This window comes from Sphingomonas sp. HMP6 (assembly GCF_013374095.1).
GTDB lineage: Bacteria > Pseudomonadota > Alphaproteobacteria > Sphingomonadales > Sphingomonadaceae > Sphingomonas.
Genome location: NZ_AP022672.1, coordinates 2,566,161 through 2,588,072 on the forward strand (window position 1 = coordinate 2,566,161; position 21,912 = coordinate 2,588,072).

Annotated in this window: 21 protein-coding genes; 14 read left to right on the plus strand and 7 right to left on the minus strand. The window is 64.5% G+C overall.

Annotated elements, in window-relative coordinates; translation table 11 throughout:
• Window positions 1-108 precede the first annotated feature (108 nt).
• Window positions 109-654: a c-type cytochrome gene (locus HMP06_RS12460; protein ID WP_176498525.1), complete on the plus strand. Its 546-nt coding sequence runs from the start codon at window positions 109-111 to the stop codon at window positions 652-654.
• Window positions 655-717: 63 nt separating this feature from the next.
• On the opposite strand, the gene HMP06_RS12465 is transcribed toward HMP06_RS12460, so the two are convergent.
• The 7 genes from HMP06_RS12465 to HMP06_RS12495 all read right to left on the minus strand — a co-directional run bounded on the left by HMP06_RS12465 (window position 718) and on the right by HMP06_RS12495 (window position 7,419).
• On the minus strand, window positions 718-918 hold the full coding sequence (locus tag HMP06_RS12465) for a hypothetical protein (protein ID WP_232089654.1): 201 nt from the start codon (window positions 916-918) through the stop codon (window positions 718-720).
• A 59-nt stretch (window positions 919-977) separates the two neighbouring features.
• Window positions 978-1,475, minus strand: coding sequence for a TspO/MBR family protein (locus HMP06_RS12470; RefSeq protein ID WP_232089656.1), 498 nt, complete (start codon window positions 1,473-1,475; stop codon window positions 978-980).
• Between the two features lie 2 nt (window positions 1,476-1,477).
• Window positions 1,478-2,680 (minus strand): geranylgeranyl diphosphate reductase, encoded by a 1,203-nt coding sequence (locus HMP06_RS12475; protein ID WP_176497363.1) that lies wholly within the window; start codon window positions 2,678-2,680, stop codon window positions 1,478-1,480.
• The gene (locus tag HMP06_RS12480; RefSeq protein ID WP_232089658.1) at window positions 2,677-4,002 is read right to left on the minus strand and encodes a BCD family MFS transporter; all 1,326 of its coding nucleotides are present in this window, start codon (window positions 4,000-4,002) and stop codon (window positions 2,677-2,679) included. The genes HMP06_RS12475 and HMP06_RS12480 overlap by 4 nt, the downstream gene beginning before the upstream one ends.
• The gene (gene chlG, locus HMP06_RS12485) at window positions 3,999-4,922 is read right to left on the minus strand and encodes a chlorophyll synthase ChlG (protein WP_176497364.1); all 924 of its coding nucleotides are present in this window, start codon (window positions 4,920-4,922) and stop codon (window positions 3,999-4,001) included. Before chlG ends, HMP06_RS12480 begins: the two co-directional genes overlap by 4 nt.
• Before the next feature lie 67 nt (window positions 4,923-4,989).
• Window positions 4,990-6,420 carry a transcriptional regulator PpsR gene (gene ppsR / locus HMP06_RS12490; RefSeq protein ID WP_176497365.1) on the minus strand — a complete coding sequence of 477 codons (1,431 nt, stop codon included), beginning with the start codon at window positions 6,418-6,420 and terminating at the stop codon, window positions 4,990-4,992.
• Between the two features lie 72 nt (window positions 6,421-6,492).
• A complete protein-coding gene (locus HMP06_RS12495; RefSeq protein WP_232089660.1) occupies window positions 6,493-7,419 on the minus strand; it encodes a cobalamin B12-binding domain-containing protein in 927 nt (308 codons plus the stop codon).
• A 205-nt stretch (window positions 7,420-7,624) separates the two neighbouring features.
• On the opposite strand from HMP06_RS12495, the gene bchF reads away from it, so the two are divergent.
• Genes bchF through puhE form a run of 13 tightly spaced genes read left to right on the plus strand, consistent with a single transcriptional unit; the run spans window position 7,625 to window position 21,906 of the window.
• Complete coding sequence (bchF, locus tag HMP06_RS12500) at window positions 7,625-8,155, plus strand: 2-vinyl bacteriochlorophyllide hydratase (protein WP_176497366.1); 531 nt, start codon at window positions 7,625-7,627, stop codon at window positions 8,153-8,155.
• A complete protein-coding gene (locus HMP06_RS12505; protein WP_176497367.1) occupies window positions 8,152-9,435 on the plus strand; it encodes a ferredoxin:protochlorophyllide reductase (ATP-dependent) subunit N in 1,284 nt (427 codons plus the stop codon). The genes bchF and HMP06_RS12505 overlap by 4 nt, the downstream gene beginning before the upstream one ends.
• 4 nt (window positions 9,436-9,439) lie before the next feature.
• The gene (gene bchB / locus HMP06_RS12510) at window positions 9,440-11,020 is read left to right on the plus strand and encodes a ferredoxin:protochlorophyllide reductase (ATP-dependent) subunit B (protein WP_176497368.1); all 1,581 of its coding nucleotides are present in this window, start codon (window positions 9,440-9,442) and stop codon (window positions 11,018-11,020) included.
• Window positions 11,010-14,687, plus strand: a complete 3,678-nt coding sequence (locus tag HMP06_RS12515; protein WP_176497369.1) for a magnesium chelatase subunit H — start codon at window positions 11,010-11,012, stop codon at window positions 14,685-14,687. The genes bchB and HMP06_RS12515 overlap by 11 nt, the downstream gene beginning before the upstream one ends.
• Before the next feature lie 12 nt (window positions 14,688-14,699).
• Window positions 14,700-15,590: a ferredoxin:protochlorophyllide reductase (ATP-dependent) iron-sulfur ATP-binding protein gene (gene bchL / locus HMP06_RS12520; protein WP_176497370.1), complete on the plus strand. Its 891-nt coding sequence runs from the start codon at window positions 14,700-14,702 to the stop codon at window positions 15,588-15,590.
• Between the two features lies 1 nt (window position 15,591).
• A complete protein-coding gene (gene bchM, locus HMP06_RS12525) occupies window positions 15,592-16,278 on the plus strand; it encodes a magnesium protoporphyrin IX methyltransferase (protein ID WP_176497371.1) in 687 nt (228 codons plus the stop codon).
• A complete protein-coding gene (locus HMP06_RS12530) occupies window positions 16,275-17,789 on the plus strand; it encodes a BCD family MFS transporter (RefSeq protein WP_197940686.1) in 1,515 nt (504 codons plus the stop codon). Before bchM ends, HMP06_RS12530 begins: the two co-directional genes overlap by 4 nt.
• A 21-nt stretch (window positions 17,790-17,810) precedes the next feature.
• Window positions 17,811-18,584 (plus strand): photosynthetic reaction center subunit H, encoded by a 774-nt coding sequence (puhA, locus tag HMP06_RS12535; protein ID WP_176497372.1) that lies wholly within the window; start codon window positions 17,811-17,813, stop codon window positions 18,582-18,584.
• Window positions 18,581-19,234, plus strand: coding sequence for a photosynthetic complex putative assembly protein PuhB (puhB, locus tag HMP06_RS12540; RefSeq protein WP_176497373.1), 654 nt, complete (start codon window positions 18,581-18,583; stop codon window positions 19,232-19,234). The genes puhA and puhB overlap by 4 nt, the downstream gene beginning before the upstream one ends.
• On the plus strand, window positions 19,231-19,761 hold the full coding sequence (gene puhC, locus HMP06_RS12545) for a photosynthetic complex assembly protein PuhC (RefSeq protein ID WP_176497374.1): 531 nt from the start codon (window positions 19,231-19,233) through the stop codon (window positions 19,759-19,761). The genes puhB and puhC overlap by 4 nt, the downstream gene beginning before the upstream one ends.
• On the plus strand, window positions 19,761-20,057 hold the full coding sequence (locus HMP06_RS12550) for a hypothetical protein (protein WP_176497375.1): 297 nt from the start codon (window positions 19,761-19,763) through the stop codon (window positions 20,055-20,057). The genes puhC and HMP06_RS12550 overlap by 1 nt, the downstream gene beginning before the upstream one ends.
• A complete protein-coding gene (gene acsF, locus HMP06_RS12555; RefSeq protein WP_176497376.1) occupies window positions 20,054-21,118 on the plus strand; it encodes a magnesium-protoporphyrin IX monomethyl ester (oxidative) cyclase in 1,065 nt (354 codons plus the stop codon). Before HMP06_RS12550 ends, acsF begins: the two co-directional genes overlap by 4 nt.
• The gene (gene puhE / locus HMP06_RS12560; RefSeq protein ID WP_176497377.1) at window positions 21,115-21,906 is read left to right on the plus strand and encodes a putative photosynthetic complex assembly protein PuhE; all 792 of its coding nucleotides are present in this window, start codon (window positions 21,115-21,117) and stop codon (window positions 21,904-21,906) included. The genes acsF and puhE overlap by 4 nt, the downstream gene beginning before the upstream one ends.
• The last annotated feature ends 6 nt before the right edge of the window (window positions 21,907-21,912 follow it).

Sequence of the window (21,912 nt, forward strand, 5' to 3'; positions counted from 1 at the left end):
GCGCCGGGCAACATCGGCCCCGCGGTGTCAATTGTTGTGGACAGTCATGGCACGATAATGCGAAATGTACGTTCGGGAGTAGTCTGAAGACCCAAGAGGAGCAGGATGATGCAAGTAGGATCGATGACGCGTTTCGGTCGGGTTAGCTTTGGTGTGGCCTGTGCCGCCCTGGCCCTGTCCGCCTGCGCGAAGAAGGCGGATAACGAAGAAACGAGCAGCACCACGACCACGACGACGGCAACCACGCCCGCAGCAGATACTGCGGCGGCACCAGCCGCTCCGGCCGCCGCAGCAGCGGTTGCCGCAGACAACACCGACACCGTCGCGGGCGTGAAGTTCGCGTCATACACGGGCGACGCCAAGAAGGGCGAAGCCGACTTCATCACGTGCAAGACGTGCCACGCGATCGAAGCCGGCGTGAACAAGATCGGCCCGTCGCTCCACAATATCGTGGGCCGCAAGGCTGGCGAAATCGCGGGCTACACCTATTCGGCCGCCAACAAGAACAGCGGCATCACCTGGACCGAAGAGAAACTGTTCCAGTATCTGGAGAATCCGCAGCGGATCGTCCCCGGCACGAAGATGAGCTTCGCCGGCTGGCCGACCGATCCGCAGAAGCGGGCGGACGTTATCGCGTACCTGAAGGCCAATTGATAAGCACCGACGTCTAACGAAAACGGGAAGGGTCCGGCAGCGATGCCGGGCCCTTTCTCGTTTCTAACGCCGCGGCCGTCGCGCGATATCGGCGAGGTGCGCTGGAAACGACGCCGCGAGCGCAAGCGCGATCCACGGCCATCCGCCACCGGTCAATGCCGCGCGCAGCGCCAGCAGCATCAGCGCCCCCGGTAGCAAGCGCAGCGCGGCATCACCGCCGCGCCATCCGCGTCCGCGCGTCAGCACCAGCCATTCCAGCGCCATGATACCAAGGATCAGATCGACGGCATGCCCTTGCCCGAACAGCCAGAGCGCGACGGTGTTCAGCCGAACGGCCCGTTGAGCTTCACGACCATCATGGTGTGATAACCGGCAAAGATCACACCGCCGAGATAGGGCAGCAGCAGCAGCCCCGCCGCCATCGACCGTGGCCAGACGATGTAGATCCACACCACGATCGCAACGGCCAGGACGACGATCTCGACCGCCGCCCAATCCGGCCGATGCAAGTGAAAGAACAACAGACTCCACACGATGTTCAGAAAGCCGGTGAAGGCGAACAGTCCGACGATCCAGTCGCCGCCTTGGCGATCCGGCATGGCGCGCCACCCCGTGATCGCCGCAAGCCCGGTGAAAAGGTAGATCACCGTCCAGGCGATGCTGTAGGCGACCTCGGGCGGCGCCCAGCGCGGTTGTACCAGGCTATAGTACCACGGTCCCATCGCGGTAATCGTGGTCCCCATCCCCGCGACGGCAATCGCGGCGAACCCACCGATCAGAACCGGCAACCCCCAGGAACGATGCGGAACCGGTGCCTTCACCTTCACGCCTCGGCCAGCCCCAGTAGGTGCCGCATATCCTTGAGGAAGATGCGGAGATGCGCGACCGGCTTCGATCGGACCAGCCGCTTGTTCATATAGGCGTCCCAGGTCAGCCGCTGCACGTCGGGATCTTCGCAGATCTTGACGAAGCGCTCGCGGCGCTTGTCGCTGGAATACCAGAAATATTGCATGATCCCGAGAATCCAGAACACCCGGCCATGTTCGCGCATGAAGCGTTTGCGCGCCAGTTTCAGCGCCGATGCCTTGCCGGTAGCGAGGAACTGGGTCACCGCGTCCGCAGCCAATCGCCCGCCCACCATCGCGTAATAGATGCCCTCGCCCGATGCCGGCGCGACGACCCCGGCGGCATCGCCCGCGACCAAGACGTCACGACCATTGTCCCAGCGCTTGAGCGGCTTGAGCGGGATCGGCGCGCCCTCGCGTCGGATCGTGTCGCACGTATCGAGCCCGGTCTGCGCGCGCACGGCGGCAACCGCCTCGCGCAAGTCGAATCCCTTGTTTGCGCTGCCGACGCCGATGCTCGCCTGATTGCCGTGCGGAAAGACCCAGGCGTAGAAATCGGGCGAATGCTTGCCCTGATAGAAGACGTCGCAGCGCGCCCGGTCGAAATCGGCGCTGCTGCCTTCGGGCGGGGAGGCGACGATCTCGTGATAGGCGAAGACGCAGGGCACCTTGTCGGCCCCTTTCAGCTCGGCCCGCGCGACGCCCGATCGTGCCCCATCCGCACCGATCACGCTGCGCGCGGAAACGCGCTGCTCAGTGCCGCCGCGGCCTTCGCGGTACACGACGATCGCCGTGCCATCGGCATCGCGGTCGATCCGCTCAAAAATCCCGGTGCGCCGCTCGGCTCCGGCCAGCGCGGCGCGGGCGCGGAGCCATTCGTCGAAGCTCTCGCGATCGACCAGGCCGACGAACCCGCCCTTGCCATCGGCGCTGACCGGCATGTCGACCGTCTTTGACGACGGCGCGATCATCCGCGCCAGCGTCGCCTTGCCGACGAGCAGATGATCGGGGATCGCGAAATCCTCGATTGCGCGCGGCGGGATCGCCCCGCCACAGGGTTTAATCCGGCCCGCCCGGTCGAGCAGCAGGACGTGATGCCCGCCCCGCGCCAGATCAGTGGCCGCGGTCGCCCCCGAAGGCCCTCCGCCAATGACGACACAATCGAACTGCGGTTGTTTCATATCGTTACCTCCCGACCCACCAGAGATGCGCGCGATGGCGCGGTGCGAAGGCACAAAGCCGCCGCGACGAGGAACAGAAAAGCCTCTGTCCCGAATACCAGCATAAAAGTTTCGGGGAGCGACCCCGTCAGCGCGCGCCCGACATCGACCGCGACCGCGCCAGTGAGGCCGCCCGTCCCAAAGGCGAGTGCTTGCGCCGCCCCCCACACGCCCATACGGATGCCCTCGCGATTTGGGCCACCGGCACCCGCCAGCGCCATCATCGTCCCGATCGCCGCCACCGCGAACACGCCATTGGCAAAACCGAGCGCGAAGATATTGCCGATGATCGGCCAGCCCGGCCCGAACCGCGCTGCCATAGCGAGGCCGGTCAGCGCCAGCGCCGAGCCGATGCATCCCCCGACGATCCAGCGTTGCAAACCGTGCGCCCGACCGGCCGCGGACCCACGCTTAGAAAAAGCGCTGCCGCCAATCCCCACCAGGATCATGCCGATCAGAACGCCGCCGTGCTGCACGCTTGAAATTTGCGTCGATTGGCCCGGCGTCATGCCGAAGCGGAGCCCGGTAAAGGGTTCGAGGATTAAATCCTGCATCGAATATGCCAGCATCGAGAGGAAAACGAAGATCGTGAAGCGCCGCGCATCGCTATCCGCCCACAGCTCGACCAGCGCAGCACCGAACCCCATAGCGGGCGCTTCGCGCGGCTCCGCAATGGCAGCCGTTACCCCCTCGACACCCCAAATGGCGAATATCGAGACGAAAAACGCCGTGGCCGCGACACCGCCAACCACCGCAACCAGCCGGACGAAGCTGAAGGGATCGACCAACTTGCCCGCAACCGCCGCAGATATGACGATCCCAGCAATCATCATGATCCACGTGATCGAGGCCGCCGCCGCGCGGCGTTCGGGCGCAACGCGCGTTGCGAGCAAGGCGAGCAGCGACGTACCCGCCGCACCGACGCCCGCGCCGATCAGCGAAAAGGCGAGAATTGCGGTTGCGTATCCGAGCCAGGCACTGTCCGAAAGCAACGCCACCGATTGCACCGCGAGCATCGCGCCACCGGCAAGCACCGCCATGCCGCCAATGATCCACGGCGTCCGGCGGCGTCCGCTGTCCGATCCATGCCCCCACACCGGCCGCGAAAGCTGCACGGCATAATGCCACGCCACGAGCCCGGCGGGGAGCGCCGCAGGCAACGCATATTCGACGACCATCACGCGGTTGAGCAGCGACGTCGCAAGCATCACGATCGACCCAATCGCGCTTTGCACGAGGCCCAGCCGGACGATGCCGAGCCAGCCGAGCGGCGCGCGCGTCACAGCCCGAGCACTCCGCCGAGGCCGAACGCCGAAGCCAGCATACCGAGCACGTAGAGACTCGTCCCCGTCGCATTGTACCACGGCGTTTGCTTGAGCGGATCGCGCAGCAGCCGCGGCATCAGCGCAAGCTGCGCGAGCAGCATCGCGGCGACGATCGCAGCGACCAGCATGTGGCCCCAGCTCAAAAGCAGCGCGACCACCACGACTTGCGGCACCGCCATCACGACGCAGGCGATCCGCGCCGCCCGATCGACGCCGAGCGTTGCGGGCAGCGAGCGAATTCCCATTGCGCGGTCACCCTCGACCGCTTTGAAATCGTTGAGCGTCATGATGCCGAACGCGCCTGCGCTATACAGTGCCAGGATGATCAGCACCGGCGCCGGCGGCAGCGCGCCTGCCATCACGCTCGCGCCGGTGAACCAGGTCAGCCCTTCATAGGTGAGCGCAACCGAGATCGGCCCCCAGATCCCGCTGGTCTTCAGCCGAAACGGCGGCGCGCTATAGGCCCAGGCAAAGAATAAGGCGACGAGCGTCGCGGCGAAGACCCAGCTCCCGATCACCGCCGCCAGCGCTGCCGATACGACGGTCCCGATGATCGCGATCCACAGCCCCCATTGTCCGGCGATCCGGCCCGAGGGAATCGGACGGTTGGGCTCGTTGATCGCATCGACGTGCCGGTCGAACCAGTCGTTGACCGCCTGGCTCGTCCCGCACACCAGCGGCCCGACCAGCAACACGCCCGCAATCAGGAACGGCCAGCGCGTTTCCACCGGAATACCCGAGGACACGGTGCCGCAGAAGAAAGCCCAGATCGGCGGGAACCACGTGATCGGCTTGAGCAACTCGGCGACGTCGCGTAGCTTCGGAAGCGGAGCTGCCGTGGGCGCCGGTTTCGTTGGGGGAGTCGTAGCGCGTGCCATGCCGCAAGGCTAAACTTGACACTTGCAAGCGTCAAATCGAATTGACACTTTCCGACGTAGATTTACGTCAATTGTCACCCGAAACGAGATTGCCGAGGCCGTGGCGATGCAGCTTCGAATACAGGCTCTGGCGGCTCACCCCGAGAATCTCCGCCGCCGAGGCGCGGTTGTCGGAGGTGTAGACCAGCGCCGCTTCGATACAGAGCCGCTCGATCAAATCGGTCGATTCGCGCACGATATCCTTAAGCGACATGCGCCCGACCAATTCGGTGAGTTGTTCGACCGAGCGTGGCAAATCGCGCTCGGTCGAAGGTGCACCGCGCAACCGCCGCCCGACATTGCGAATCGTGAAGCCATAGCATTCGCTGTCGCCATGCAGCGCTAATACGCCCGAAACCTCGATCTCCTCCTGACCACCGCCGCTCCCGCGCAGGATTGTCGCGACGTTGCGGACTGAGCCATGCTCCTGCAACTGGCCGATGATCAGTTCGAGGTCGATTCCCGGTCGGCCGAGCCAGTTCGCCAGCGGTTCGCCGGTCACGCGCTCAATCGAGGGCGCACCCGACAGTTCGACGAACGCGGCATTCGCGACGAGAATGGCGAGCGCCGAGTCGGCCAGCACGAACGCATCTGGCATATGTTCGATCACGTCGCCCATCGTGACATGATAGTCATCGGTTGCCACGGCCGGTTCGGCCGCGAACATCCGCACCAGCAGCAAGGCGGCCCGCCCTTGGCGGAACAGCCGCGCGGAAATCTCGACTTCGCCCTGCCCGTTGGCCAATTGCACGGTAACCGGCGCGAGATCGTCGCTTGCACTCGCTGCGCCAAGGTGCGCGATGAAACTGTCGCGGTCGATCGGATCAACGATCTCACCGACGGGCCGATCGGTGAGCGCGCTCTCCTTCACCCCCATCACACGCAGCGCCGCGGGATTGATCTCTCGAATGCGGCGCGTTGCGGCATCGACAATCAGCACCGGCTCGGTCCCGAGATCGAACAGCAAGCGATACCGCGCCTCAACCTGACGCAGCTTGATATAATCGCGTTCGAGCGATTGCTGCGTTTGGAGCAGACGCTGCTGCATCGCCGCCGCCGCGCGCATGTCGCGCCCGATCGCGATCGCGCTGCCGTCCTGCCCGACTTTCATCACCAGATAGCGGATCGGAACGTCGCCGTTCACGGTCGGATGATTGACCTGACGCCAGCGCGCGGGACCTACGCCGCCACTGTCGGCGAGCATATCAATGACCTTTGACTTGCTCTCGATCGTTACGATATCTTCCCACCGTCGGCCGGCCCATGTCGCGAAGCCCTGGGTGACAAGGTCGCTGTTTGAGATCGCGACGTCGCGAATAACGCCTGTGGTGTCGAGAACCAACGCAATATCGCCAACCGATGCGAGCAAAGCGACGGCCACCTGTGGTGACAAGGCACCCGATAGCGTGTCGGGATTCGAAAATGCATTGGGTGCGGCAAAAGTGGGACGATCGTTCATAAACGAAACGTTCATTCTCCTGAAATCCTACGTCTTGCGGTTCACCCGGCACCGCCAGACCTCATGTCGAGATCAACCGGCCATTGGTTGGCCCGCCTCCTGTGCCACGGCATCGACCAGTTCCCCGGCGACGCGTACCGCGACCCTCGCGTCGGGAGCTGTCCCGTCCGCACCGACAGATTCGGCAAGATCCGCATTTCCGGCAAACACCCTTCCACCGACCATCACACAAATCCGAGGATTTCTGGAAGACCCGCGGATCGATCGCACGATCGCAGGCAATGGCGCGATATGGCAGTCGCACGTGATCGTCAATCCGGCGAGATCGAACCACTCATCGCGAACGCGCTCGAGCAACTCGACGGTCGTCACTTCATGGAGGCGATCGGTCAACCAGCCATTGGCGCAAAACAGTTCGTCGATCACGACGGTGCCAAAGCTGTGTTGGTCGCCCTCAAGCGATGCGAAGAGCGCGCGGCGCTCCTGACCGAGCGGCTTGCTATGGTCGTGCGGCAACCGCGCAGACAGCTCGTGAACCACTTCCTGCAACCGCCACAGACCCATGGTCACATCGATGAAATCGCAGACATCACTCTCCCAGAGCTCCCCGAGCTGGCGTGCCGCCGGGGCGAGCAGATCCACCAGCAGCGATTCAAGGGTCACGCCGCGCGCAACGAGACCATCGACATATTCGAGCAGTTCGTCCGCTTCGACCTGAAGTGCAAGCGGCGCGAAAGCCTCGACCTCTTCCGCCGAAATGACCGACCCGCGCGCCGTATCGACGTCACTATCGGAATGCGGGCCGGTGCTATGCGCGACCAGCAGTCGTGGGATTATTTCGCTTTCGATCAAATGCGTCAACGAGCGGGCATATTCGAGATCGGCCCGACGTTGGAAATCGACCAGTCGCTCACCACGGGCGCTGTCGCCGCACGGCGCACGCTTGGCGCCGGAGGTCGCAAATCGTTCGATTCTAAACGCCGACGCCATACCTGCCATCCCCTGTGGATAAGTACCGATTGAGCGGTCGGACGTTCCATATTTGGCTTTTCCGGCGAGTCGCAACGTACGTGTCTTATATCTGTCTGGCAACGCCCGATCGACGCCGCACTGCAAAAAGTGTCCAACTTTCTTTACGTCAATTCTTGTTGACACTTTGTCTGCCCTCGACCTAGTCTCTGCGGCAGAGAGGCGGATCGAAACGATGCGGCAAGACGACCCTTCGACATCCCAACAGGCGCAGCGGACCGTCGCGCCGCTCTACACGCCCGAACAGCGGATTCGTCGCGACTCGACGCCGTGGACGCTCGTCCAGGGCATTCTGGCGCCGTTGCAATTCCTGGTCTTTCTGGTGAGCGCAGTCCTGGTCGTGCGCTATTTGATGATCGGCGAGGGCGCTTACGCCGCCACCGTGTCGATCGTCATCAAGACGCTGACGCTCTACACAATCATGATCACGGGCTCGATCTGGGAAAAGGTCGTGTTCGACAAATGGCTGTTCGCCGAAGCCTTCTTTTGGGAAGACGTGTTCAGCTTCCTCGTGCTCGCGTTGCACACCGCGTATCTGGTGATGTTGATCGGTGATTTCGGCACCGAGCGGGATCGGATGCTGCTCGCACTCGCCGCCTATGCGACCTATGCCATCAACGCCGGGCAGTTCATCCTGAAGCTACGCGCGGCACGGCTGCAGAGCGCAGCCGAACCATCGCCCGCACTGCAGACGGTGGCGGCATGACCGTGATGGCTCCCCTCGTCGCGCCGGCCGGCACCGATTGCGCGCCGGTCCTGCGCGAACGCGGCCAGCGCGAAGTATTCTGCGGCCTGACCGGGATCATCTGGCTGCATCGCAAGGTGCAGGACGCGTTCTTCCTCGTCGTGGGATCGCGCACCTGTGCGCATCTGCTGCAATCGGCGGCGGGCGTGATGGTGTTCGCCGAACCCCGCTTCGGCACCGCGATTATCGAAGAGCGCGATCTCGCCGGGATGGTCGATTGCAACGAGGAGCTCGATCGAGTCGTCGATCGGCTGCTCGCGCGCCGCCCCGATATCAAGCTCCTCTTTCTGGTCGGATCATGCCCTTCGGAAGTGATCAAACTCGACCTGTCGCGCGCCGGGGTGCGGCTGTCGGCAAAGCATGCCGGTAAGACCAAGATCCTCAATTATTCGGGATCGGGCATCGAAACGACCTTCACCGAGGGTGAAGATGCGTGCCTCGCTGCACTCGTCCCTGACCTTGCCGCAAGCGCACCAGGGGCTGCCCCGGAATTGATGATCGTTGGCGCGCTGCCCGATGTCGTCGAGGACCAGTTTCTGCGGATTTTCGCGCAGCTCGGCATCACCACCGTCCGCTCGCTTCCGGCGCGGCGCGCGGGCGACATGCCGCCGGTCGGCCCCAATACGCGCTTCCTGCTCGCGCAACCCTTCCTCGGCGAAACAGCGCGCGCGCTCGAAGACCGCGGCGCGGTGCGGCTCGATGCGATGTTCCCGTTCGGCGCGGAGGGCACGACCAATTGGCTCCACGCCGCCGCGACCGCGTTCGGGATCGACGAAATGCATTTCCGCTCGGTCATCGCGCCGGGCCGCGAGCGTGCGAAGCGCGCGATCGAGCATTGCCGCACTAAGCTCGAAGGCAAGAGCATCTTCTTCATGCCCGACTCCCAGCTCGAAGTGCCGCTCGCGCGCTTCCTGGCACAGGAGCTCGGCATGGTGCCGCTCGAAGTCGGCACGCCCTATCTCCACCGCCGTCATCTCGCGCAGGATCTTGCGCTGCTGCCGACGACGACCGTCATCAGCGAAGGGCAGGACGTCGACAAGCAACTCGACCGCGTCCGCGCCGCCAAGCCCGATCTTACCGTTTGCGGCCTTGGCCTCGCCAATCCGCTGGAGAGCGAAGGTCTGACGACCAAATGGGCGATCGAACTGGTCTTCTCGCCGATCCACGGTTTCGACCAGGCGGGTGACCTCGCCGAACTTTTCGCGCGGCCGCTGCGGCGTCGCGACGTGCTGAAGGTCTGACGCGATGCAACTCACCGTCTGGACCTATGAAGGACCACCCCATGTCGGGGCAATGCGGATCGCGACCGCGATGGAGGGCGTGCATTACGTGCTCCACGCGCCGCAGGGCGACACCTATGCCGATCTGCTGTTCACGATGATTGAACGGCGCGGCAAGCGTCCCCCGGTCACCTACACCACCTTCCAGGCGCGCGATCTCGGCAAGGACACCGCCGAACTTTTCCAGAGTGCCGCGCGCGAGGCATTCGAACGCTTCAAGCCGCAAGCGATGCTGGTCGGCGCGTCCTGCACCGCCGAGCTGATCCAGGACGATCCCTCGGGTCTGGCCGAAGCGATGCGCTTGCCGATCCCGGTCGTCGCGCTCGAACTGCCGAGCTATCAGCGCAAGGAAAATTGGGGCGCTGCGGAGACGTTTTACCAACTGGTCCGCAAGCTGGCCGACAAGGATGTCCGCCCGGCGGCCCGCGAAGGCCGTCGCCCCAGCGTCAATCTGCTCGGCCCGACCGCGTTGGGCTTCCGCCACCGCGACGACATTGTAGAAATCACCCGCCTGCTCGGCACGCTCGGCATCGACATCAACGTGACCGCGCCGCTCGGTGCCAGCCCGGCCGATCTCGCGCGGCTGGGTGCGGCCGATTTCAACATCTGCCTCTACCCCGAAATCGCCGATACGGCGTGCCGCTGGCTCGACAAGACATTCGGGCAGAAGACGGTGCGCACGATCCCGATCGGCCACGGCGCGACCTGCGATTTCATCGCCGAAGTCGCCGCGCTCGCTGGCGTCGACCCTGCCGCCGTACTGGACGACTCGCGCCTCCCGTGGTGGAGCCGCTCGGTCGATTCGACGTATCTGACCGCCAAGCGCGTCTTCATCTTTGGTGATGCGACCCACGCCGTCGCCGCCGCCCGCGTCGCCCGCGATGAACTCGGTTTCGATGTCGTCGGCCTCGGCTGCTACAATCGCGAATTCGCCCGCGAAATCCGCGACGCCGCCAAGCTCTACGGGCTCGAGCCGCTGATCACTGACGACTATCTCGAAGTCGAAGATGCGATCGCCAAGCTCCAGCCCGAACTCGTGCTCGGCACGCAAATGGAGCGGCACATCGCCAAACGCCTGCGCATCCCGTGCGCGGTAATTTCCGCGCCGGTGCACGTGCAGGATTTCCCGGCACGGTATTCGCCACAAATGGGTTTTGAAGGCGCGAACGTGCTGTTCGACACCTGGGTCCATCCGCTGGTGATGGGGCTGGAGGAACATCTGCTGACGATGTTCCGCGACGATTTCGAATTTTCGGATGGCGCAGGCGCGTCGCATCTCGGTCACGGGTCATCGGCCCCGGCATCCAGTCACACACCCACGCCAGAAGCGCCCGCCGATGTGGACGTGCCGGTCCTCGAACCCGTGCATGATGCGCTCGTCGCGGCGAGCGGCTGGTCGGCCGAGGCGGAGAAAGAGCTGATGAAAATCCCGTTCTTCGTGCGAGGGAAAGCGCGGCGAAACACCGAGCGTTATGCCGCCGAGCAAGGCCTTGCCGCGATCACGCTCGACACCCTCTATGACGCGAAGGCGCATTATGCCCGGTAGCGCGACCATCCCCGCCCCCACCCCGGTCCGCGTCGTCATCGTGACGCTCGACAATCATCTGTCGGGCGCGGTGCTGCGCGCGCAGGAGCGCTTGTCACGCGAAAATCCCGGCGTGACGATCGGCTTCCACGCCGCCGCCGATTGGGAGGAAAAACCCGAGACGCTGGCCGCCGCCCGCGCCGACATCGCGCGCGGCGATATCGTGCTGGCGACGATGCTGTTTCTTGAGGACCATATCCAGGCGGTTCTGCCGCAGCTCCAGGCGCGCCAGGATGCGTGCGACGCGATGATCGGGCTGATGTCGGCAGGCGATGTCGTGAAGCTCACGCGGATGGGCGATTACCGCATGGACAAGCCCGCCACCGGCGTGATGGCGCTGATGAAGAAGCTGCGCGGGAGCCCGAAGCCCGGTGCCAGCGGCGGCGCGAAGCAGATGGCAATGCTGCGCCGCTTGCCCAAGATGCTACGCTTCATCCCCGGCGCGGCACAGGACGTGCGCGCCTATTTCCTGACGATGCAGTACTGGCTTGCCGCGTCGGACGACAATGTCGTCGACATGGTTCGCGGCCTGGTCGATCGCTATGCCGACGGCCCGCGCCGCGCGCTGCGCGGCACGATGAAGGCCGAGGCCCCGCGCGACTATCCCGAAGTCGGCGTTTATCACGCCGCGCTTCCCGAGCGCATCGCACATACCGCGACCGAACTGCCGCGCCGCCACGATGCCAAGGGCACGGTCGGTCTGCTGATGCTGCGCTCCTATGTGCTGGCCAAGGACGCCGGCCATTATGACGGCGTAATCGCCGCGATGGAGGCACGTGGGCTGAACGTAATCCCGGCGTTTGCCGGTGGGCTCGACGGGCGTCCCGCGATCGAAGCGCTGTTCCTGCGCGACGGGGTTCCCATCGTCGATGCGGTGGTGAATCTGACCGGGTTCAGCATGGTCGGCGGCCCGGCCTATAACGACACCGCCGCTGCCGAGGAAATGCTGGCCAAGCTCGACGTGCCCTACATCGCGGCGCACCCGGTTGAATTCCAGACGCTGCAAGCCTGGGGCGCAAACCGCCAAGGTCTGCTCCCGCTCGAATCGACGATGATGATCGCGATTCCCGAGCTCGACGGCGGCACCGTACCGATGGTGTTCGGCGGGCGTTCGGACGGATCCGACACGCCCTGCACCGGGTGCAGCCGCAAGTGCCAATTCCCGGCGGCAAGCGAAATTCGCGCGATGCACAGTTGCGCCGAACGCGCCGAAATGCTTGCCGCGCGCGTCACCAAGATCGTCGCGCTGCGCCGCGCGGAAAATGCCGAGAAGCGCGTCGCGGTCGTCCTGTTCAACTTCCCGCCCAATGCGGGTGCTGCGGGCACTGCGCAGTTCCTCAGCGTGTTCGCCTCGCTCCACGCGACGCTCCAGCGGCTCGATCGCGAAGGCTACCGCGTCGAGGTTCCTGCCTCGGTCGATGCGCTGCGCGAGTCGATCCTGCACGGCAATGCCGCCCGCTTCGGCACCGAGGCCAATGTCCATGCCAAGGTCAGCGCCGACCAGATCGTCGCGCGCGAAACCTGGCTGAACGAGATCGAGGCAAGCTGGGGTCCCGCCCCCGGCAAGCTGCAATCGGATGGCACGTCGGTGCAGATCCTGGGCGCGCAATTCGGCAATGTCTTCGTCGGGCTGCAGCCCGCGCTCGGCTATGAAGGCGATCCGATGCGCTTGCTGTTCGAGGGCCGCTTTGCCCCGACGCATGCCTTTGCCGCTTTCTACCGCTGGCTGCGCGAGGATTTCCGCGCGCACGCCGTGTTGCATTTCGGCACGCATGGCAGCCTCGAATTCATGCCCGGCAAACAATCGGGCCTGAGCGCGGAGTGCTGGCCCGATCGGCTGATCGGCGATTTGCCCAACATCTATCTCTATGCCGCCAACAACCCGTCGGAAGGCGTGCTCGCCAAGCGGCGCTCCGGCGCGACTTTGGTGTCGTATCTCACCCCTGCGCTCACCAATTCGGGTGTCTACAAGGGCCTCGCCGCGCTGAAAGCGTCGGTCGAGCGCTGGCGTGTGACCACGCCCGAAAGCGACGAAGCACGCGATCTCGCCGAACTGATCGCGGATCAAGCCGAGGCGGTCGATCTCGACGGCAGCGACGTGACCGCACTCGCCGCCAAACTGTACGAAATCGAGCGCGAACTGATCCCGCAAGGGCTGCACATCGCAGGCGAAGCGGCCACGCGCGACGAGCGGATCGACATGATCGCCGCCTCCTCCGATGCGCGCGGCGAAAAGCTGCCGCACGACACGATCGTCGCTTTGGTCGACGGCATGATCAAAGCCGACACGCCGCTCCTGAAGGACATGGCCGCGCTCAACGCCGCGCTCGCGACCAATGGCGAGATCGATGGCCTCATGCTCGCACTTTCGGGCCGCTACATCCGCCCCGTGACCGGCGGCGATTTGCTGCGCAGCCCTGAGATCCTGCCGACCGGGCGCAATATCCACGGCTTCGACCCCTTCCGCATCCCGTCGGCTTATGCCGTCAAGGATGGCGCGCAGCAGGCACAGCGGCTGATCGACCGCAACCTCGCCGACTCGGGTCATTTGCCCGAAACGGTGGCGATGGTGTTGTGGGGCACCGACAATTTGAAGAGCGAAGGCGCGCAGATCGCCCAGGCGATGGCGCTGATGGGCGCACGGCCGCGTTTCGACAGCTATAACCGGCTGGCGGGCGCAGAGCTGGTCAGCCTTGAGGAACTAGGTCGCCCGCGGATCGATGTCGTCGTCACGCTGTCGGGCGTGTTCCGCGATTTGCTGCCGCTGCAGACGCGGATGCTGGCGCAGGCCGCCTTGCTGGCGGCGCAGGCCGACGAGCCGATCGAACAGAATTTCATCCGCCGCCACGCGTTGTCGCACAGCGCCGAACAAGGCTGCGACATCGAAACCGCTGCGCTGCGCGTCTTCTCCAATGCCGAGGGCGCTTACGGCGCCAACGTCAATCTGATGATCGACACCGGCGCATGGACCGACCCCGACGAACTCGCCGACAGTTTCGAACGCCAAAAGGGTTTCGCTTATGGCGTAAAGGGTGCCCCAGTCCGCCAGGCCGCGGTGTTGGCCGCTGCGCTAAAGACGGTCGATTGCGCCTATCAGAACCTCGAAAGCGTCGAACTCGGCATCACCAGCATCGATCAATATGTCGATACGCTGGGCGGCATCAGCCGCGCCGTCACCCGCGCCAAGGGTGGTCAGACTGCGCCGGTCTATATCGGCGACCAGACGCAGGGCGTCGGCAAGGTCCGCTCGCTACAAGAGCAAGTCGCGCTTGAAACGCGCACGCGCATCCTCAATCCGGTGTGGACCGAAAGCCTGCTACGCCACGGCTACGAAGGCGTTCGCCAGATCGAAGGCAGCGTCACCACGACGATGGGCTGGTCGGCGACGACCGGCGAAGTCGACCCATGGGTCTATCAGCGGATCGGCGAAACCTATGTGCTCGACGCCGAAATGCGCGAGCGGATCGCCGCGCTCAACCCCAAGGCGGCGGCGCGCGTCGCCAACCGCCTGATCGAAGCATCCGAACGCAAATACTGGTCCCCCGACGCGGCGACGCTCGCCGCACTCCATGCTGCCAGTGACGAACTCGAGGATCGCCTCGAGGGTATCGTCGCGGTCGCGGCATAAAGGAAACACGACATGGCACTTCTCGACCCACCAGTCCGCGGCTTAGACGGCGAAGGCTCTCTCCAGGTCGGCCTCGACCCCAATGACCGGATCGGCAACGCCAAGGTGTTCGCGGTGTACGGCAAGGGCGGGATCGGCAAATCGACCACCTCGTCCAACCTGTCCGCCGCCTTCTCGCTGCTTGGCAAGCGCGTCCTGCAGATTGGCTGCGACCCGAAGCATGACAGCACGTTCACGCTAACGAAGAAGCTTATGCCGACCGTGATCGACGTGCTCGAAACGGTCGAGTTTCACGCGGAGGAGCTTCGCCCCGAAGATTATATGTTCGAGGGCTATAACGGCGTGATGTGCGTCGAGGCGGGCGGTCCGCCGGCCGGCACCGGCTGTGGCGGCTATGTCGTTGGGCAGACCGTCAAATTGCTCAAGCAGCACCATTTGCTCGAAGAAACCGACGTCGTGATCTTCGACGTGCTGGGTGACGTGGTGTGCGGCGGGTTTGCCGCACCCTTGCAACATGCCGAGCGCGCCGTTGTCGTCGCCGCCAATGATTTCGACAGCATCTTCGCAATGAATCGCATCGTCGCGGCGATCAAGGCCAAGTCGAAGAATTACGACGTGCGGATGGCGGGCGTGATCGCCAACCGTTCCGCGGCGTGCGACGAGATCGATCGCTTCAACGCCGCGACGGGCCTGAAGCGCCTCGCACACTTCCCCGATCTCGACGAGATTCGCCGCTCGCGCCTCAAGAAATGCACACTGTTCGAAATGCCCTCCTCGCCCGCGGTCGATGCCGCGTGCCTCGAATACAAACGCCTCGCTGCGCAAATGTGGGCCGGGTGTGAGCCGCTCGATGCGCAGCCGATGAAGGACCGCGAGATTTTCGAGTTCCTGGGGTTCGAGTGAGATGACGACGCAGACCTACGACCGGTTCCGCGGGAACCTCGAAACCTATTTCGACAAGACCGCGAGCAAGGCGTGGGAACAACTGACCTCGGATGCGCCGGTCAGCGGGGTCCGCGCGACGGTGCGCAAGGGCCGCACCGAAATGCGCGACACGTTGCTGTCGTGGCTGCCCGCCGACATGACGGGCCTACGCTTGCTCGATGCCGGCTGCGGTACCGGTGCGCTGGCGGTGGAAGCGGCTGAGCGCGGCGCCGAAGTCGTTGCGATCGATGTCGCCGGCAGCCTCGTCGACATCGCCCGCAAGCGCGCGCCGAAAGGTCTCAACATCGATTGGCGCGTCGGCGACATGCTCGATCCCGCGCTCGGTCGCTTCGACCATGTCGTGGCGATGGATTCGCTCATTCATTACAAGGCGTTCGACATCGTCGCGGTGCTGCGCGGCCTGTCCGACCGGACCAGCGGATCGATGGTGTTCACGTTCGCGCCGCAGACGCCGCTGCTGATGGCGGCGCTCGGCATGGGTCGGCTGTTCCCGCGCAGCGATCGCTCCCCCGCGATCATCCCGGTGCGTGAGCGCTTGATCCGCACGTTAGTCCGCAATGCCATGCCGACGGCGCAGCTGGGCCGTGACCGCAAGGTGTCGGGCGGCTTCTACACGAGCCACGCTTTGGAGGTATTGACCGCGTGAGCACCGCTGCCGATCGTGACCTCTATCTGGCCTCGCTCAGGGCATCGCTCGCGCGTCCCGCGAAGCCCGAGCGGGCGGTTGCGGCGGTCGGTGCGGAGGCGCTGAAGACCGGCGCGTTCTGGAACCGGCTCGGCACCGCGTTCCTGCCCTTCGCCGATGTTGCGACCAAGGAATTGCCGCTCAGCCGCTTGCTCAGGCTCTCGCTGTTTCAGGTTTCGGTCGGCATGGCGGCGGTCCTGCTGACCGGCACGCTCAACCGCGTGATGATCGTCGAACTCGGCATGTCGGCCTCGGTGGTCGCCGCGATGGTCTCGCTACCCTTGCTGTTCGCGCCGCTGCGTGCGCTGGTCGGCTTCAAATCCGACCATCACAATTCGCTGCTCGGGTGGAAGCGCGTTCCCTATATCTGGTTCGGCACGATGCTGCAGTTCGGCGGCTTCGCGATCCTGCCCTTCGCTTTGCTCGTCATGTCCGGTGGCGGCCAGGGTTCACCGATGTTCGGCCAGATCGCCGCCGCGCTTGGTTTCCTGTTCATCGGCGCCGGCATGCACACGACGCAGACCGCCGGCCTCGCGCTCGCGACCGATCTGGCGACCGCGGAGAACCGGCCCCGCGTCGTCGCCTTGCTCTATGTCATGCTGCTGCTCGGTATGATGATCAGCGCGCTGATCATCGGCCAGCTCCTGACTGATTTCTCGGCGACCCGGCTGGTCCAGATCGTGTCGACCGTCGCGGTGATGACGGTGATCCTCAACGTCGTCGCCTTGTGGAAGCAGGAGGCGCGCAATCGCGGCGCGATGACGCCGCGCGACGCACGACCGGCATTTCGCGATACGTGGCGGCACTTCATCGCCCAGCCCAAGACGCTGCGGCTGTTGGTCGCGGTCGGGCTCGGCTCGGCGGCATTCAGCATGCAGGACGTTCTGCTGGAACCCTATGGCGGCCAGATCCTGGGTCTTTCGGTCGGCGCGACGACTTCGCTCACCGCCTTGTGGGCGATGGGCATGCTGACCGGCTTCGGGCTCGCCGCGCGCGCCTTGGGTCGCGGCGGCGAGCCCAACCGGCTCGCCGGCTTCGGCGCGACCGCCGGGATCGGCGCGTTCCTGTGCGTGCTGTTCGCCGGACCGATCGGGTCGGCACCGCTCCTCGCGGTCGGCGCGATCATCATCGGCTTTGGCGGCGGGCTGTTTTCGGTCGGCACGCTGACGGCGGCGATGGGTATTTCGGACGAGGGCCGGACCGGCCTCGCGCTTGGTGCCTGGGGCGCGGTGCAGGCGACCTGTGGCGGCATCGCCATCGCCATTGGCGCCTTCGCGCGCGACCTGATCTCGGCGGCGGCGGTGGCGCACGATCTGGGGACGACGCTCGCCGTGCCGACCACCGGCTATGCCTTTGTGTACTGTGTAGAGATCGTGTTGTTGTTGGCGACGCTGGTGGCGCTGGGGCCATTGGTTCGCGTTCGCGAGAATAAACCCACGCTGCGTTTCGGCCTCACCGAATTTCCCATTTGATGGAATGCGAAGGATAGTGTCATGAACCTGCAACTGACCAACGGGATCGACGTCGCTTTAGTCGTACTGAACGCGTTCTTTCTCTTCTTCGTGGGACTGGTGTTTTACCTGCGCCGCGAGGATCGCCGCGAGGGCTATCCGCTCGAACATGAGCTGACCGGCCGAATCGAGAGCGAGGGCGGGATGCTGTCCACTGCCCCCACCAAATTCTTCAAGCTGCCCTTCGGCCATGGCACCGTCAGCGCGCCGACCAAGGGCCGCGAGCCGGTTACTGTGCCGGGCGCGCGCAAGTCCGACTGGTTCCCAGGTGCTCCGATCGAACCGACCGGCAACCCGCTGGTCGACGGCGTCGGCCCCGCTGCCTGGGCAGAACGCGCCAAGCAGCCCGATCTCGACTGGGAAGGCCATGCGCGGATCGTGCCGCTGAGCGCCGCCGCAGGCTTCTTCATCGCCCGCCAGGACGCCGATCCGCGCGGCTACACAGTAGTCGGTTGTGACGGCGAGGTCGCCGGCACCGTCAGCGAAGTCTGGGTCGACAAAGCGGATCGCCTGATCCGCTATCTCGAAGTCGAGATTGCAGGCGGGCGCCATGTGCTCGCGCCCATGACGATGGCCACGATCGCCCGTTCAAAGAGCAGGATTACGGTCGACGCCGTCACCGCCGCGCAGTTTTCGGACGCGCCCGCGATCGAAGGGACTGGCGTCATCACGCTGTATGAGGAAGAACGTGTCCAGGCCTATTTCGGTGGCGGCTATCTCTACGCTACCCCAGCCCGCTCGGAGCCGCTGATATGAGAACCGAATATGAATCGGAGCCGATCCCGGGCCTGCCCGGTCTGCTGCCAAAGGGTGAGACTATCATCTGGCAGGGATCACCGAACTGGCGGGTGCTCGCTCGCACAGCGTTCCACACGCGGCTGATCACCGGATATTTCGCGGCGCTAACCGCGTTCGCCCTGGCCAATGCCGTCTGGCACGGCGTTACCGGCCTGGCCGATCTCTCGGGCGTGGCGATCACGGTGGCCGGCGCGGTGATTGGTGTTGGGTTGCTGCACCTGCTCGCCTGGGCCACGGCGCGCGCGACCATCTACACCCTGACCGATCGGCGTATCGTGCTGCGAATCGGGATCGCGCTGCCCAAGTGCATCAACCTGCCGCTTAACATCATCGGCAATGTGGATTTGCGCGAGCGGATGGAAGGCACCGGCGATCTGGCGATCAAGCTGACCAGCCAGCAACGGCTCGGCTATGTCGCCTTGTGGCCGCACGCGCGCCCCTGGCACGTCAGCGAGCCGCAGCCGATGCTGCGCGCCGTCCCGGATATTCAGGCGGTGGCGACGATGCTGGCGCGCGCTTGCCTAACGATCCAGACCGACGGCCGCGTCGTCCCGATTGAAGCAGCAAGCCGCATGAGCGCGGTGACCGAGCAGGCAGAAGCCGCATGAACACGACCCACAGCGATCACGTCGACGTCCCGCGTGGCGCGCTGATCATGGCCGGCGCGCTGGTCGCGATGGCGATCACCGCGACCAGCATCATGCGCATCGCGCAAGTTCCGCCGACCGCGTCACCAGCCCTACTGCGTGCGGCGGAGCATGCGCAGATCGTCAAGACGCGCAACCTGCGCTTCAGCGATCGCCCGGATGGCGCGGTCGAGATTCAGGATGTCGGCACCGGCCAGACCGCACTGATGTTAGAGCGCGGAAGCAATAGCGGCTTTATCCGCGGCGTCATGCGCGGGCTCGCACGCGAGCGGCGGATGAACGGCGTGGGCGCCGACGCACCCTTCACGCTCACGCTGTGGACCGATCGTCAATTGTCGCTGACCGACACTGTGACGGGCCGCTCGATCGAACTGAACGCGTTCGGATCGACCAACCGCGCCACCTTCGTCGATTTGCTGATGCGGCCCGAAGCGCGCCCTGTCGCACCGATCGCGGCGTCCCCTGCAGCTGGTGGAGCGCGCAGCTAATGCTCGCGCTCGCCCGCACGCGCTTCGATACGCCCTGCCGGATCGAGGTGGAGCATAGCGACGAGCATTTCCACGCGCATGTCGAACTTGCCGATGGCGTGCCGATCTTCCCGGGCGACAAAGTGCGCGTGCATGGCGACCCGATCGTCGTCGGTTTCGGCGAGAGCGCGGTGTTCAACCGCACCGCAACGGTGGAACGCGCGACCGCGATCGAGCGGCTGTGGACCAAATTCGCCGGTCATTTCGAAATGACCGAATTGTACGAAGTCAGCTTTACGCCCCGGAGGACCGCATGAACGCCGTCACAAAGATCAAGGCAGCGCCCGACACGATGGCGATCGCGCGCGAGAACACCGTTCTCTCGCCGCGTTTCTACACCACCGATTTCGTGGCGATGGACAAGATTGACGTTACCCCGGTGCGCGCCGAATGGGACAAGTTGATCGCCGAAATGGTGGCCGACCCCAACAAGCTGCATTTCAAGCGCACCAACCAGTTCGACGGCGTGATCGAAAGCCTGCCAGACGGCCTGCGTGAGGAGTTCATCGATTTCCTGGTGAGCTCGTTGACCGCCGAATTCTCGGGCTGCATCCTGTACGCCGAGATCCAGAAGCGCGCGAAGAACCCCGACATCAAGCAGCTTTTCCGCCTGATGAGCCGCGACGAGAGCCGCCATGCCGGCTTCATCAACGACACGCTGAAGGATGCCGATATCGGCGTCGATCTCAGCTTCCTGACCAAGACCAAGAAATACACCTATTTCCGGCCGAAATTCATCTTCTATGCGACCTATCTGTCCGAGAAGATCGGCTATGCGCGCTACATCACGATCTACCGGCACCTCGCGCGCCACCCGGAGCTGCGCTTCCATCCGATCTTCAATTGGTTCGAGGAGTGGTGCAACGATGAGTTCCGCCACGGCGAGGCATTCGCGCTGCTGATGCGCAACGACCCCAAGCTGCTGAGCGGCCACAACACATTGTGGGTCCGCTTCTTCCTGGTGGCGGTCTATGCGACAATGTACGTGCGCGATCACAATCGCCCGCAATTCCACAAGGCGCTGGGCATCGATCCGAAGGATTATGATTTCCAGGTCTTCCGCGTCTGTTCGGAAATCACCAAGCAGGTGTTCCCGATGACGCTCGACACCGACAGCCCGGCATTCCGTGCCGGGCTCGAGCGGATGCGCAAGACTGCACTCGCGATCGACGCGGCGAAGGCGCAGGGCGGCGTGATCGGGGGACTGAAGAAGATCGGACTGATCGCTGCGGCCGGGGTCAATTTTGCGCGGCTCTATTTCCACCCGGTGGTCAGCAACGCGTTGCCCGCACAGATCCGGCTGGTGCCGGTCTGGTGACCGTTCCGCCGCTCATCTTTGCCCTGGTGATGTGGTTCGTCGGGACGGCGGCGGTCGTCTGGCTCGACAGTCGTTCGCGCGACACGTTCGCGACCAGCTTCAGGCTCGCCGGCGTGGCCGCATTGATCGCGCTCGGTGCCGTCTGGCAAAGTGCTGGCGATGCGACCTGGGTCGGATCCTATATTGGCTTCGGCGCAGCCATCGTCATGTGGGGATGGCACGAGATGGGCTTCCTGATGGGTTTCGTGGCGGGGCCCAACAAGGCACCCTGCCCACCCGACGCGGTCGGCTGGACGCGGTTGAAGCTCGCGACCAACACCGTGATCCATCACGAAATATCGATTGCGATCAACGCGGTAGTGCTGTTCGCTTTATGCTGGGGCCAGGCCAATCAGGCGGCGCCGCTCACCTTCTTGCTGCTGTTCGTGTTACGGCTCAGCGCCAAGTTCAACCTGTATCTGGGCGTGCCCAATTTGAGCGACGAAGTGTTCCCGGAACACCTCGCCTATCTCAAGAGCTATTTCCGCGTGCGCGCGATGAACCCGTTGTTTCCGTTCGCGGTTACGGGCTGGGTCGCGATCACGATCTGGTCGTGGTTCGCCGCCGAAGCCTCGCCCGCCAATAGCGGTGCGGCCGCCACCGCGACCTTGCTCGCGGGGCTGGCGGCGCTCGGCGTCGTCGAGCATTTGTTCCTTGTGTTGCCCATGCGAGATGCCAAGATGTGGACGTGGGCTTCATCCACCAAAAAAACGCAGGCGCAGCCGGTAAAACCGGTCGTAGCCGAATAGAATATC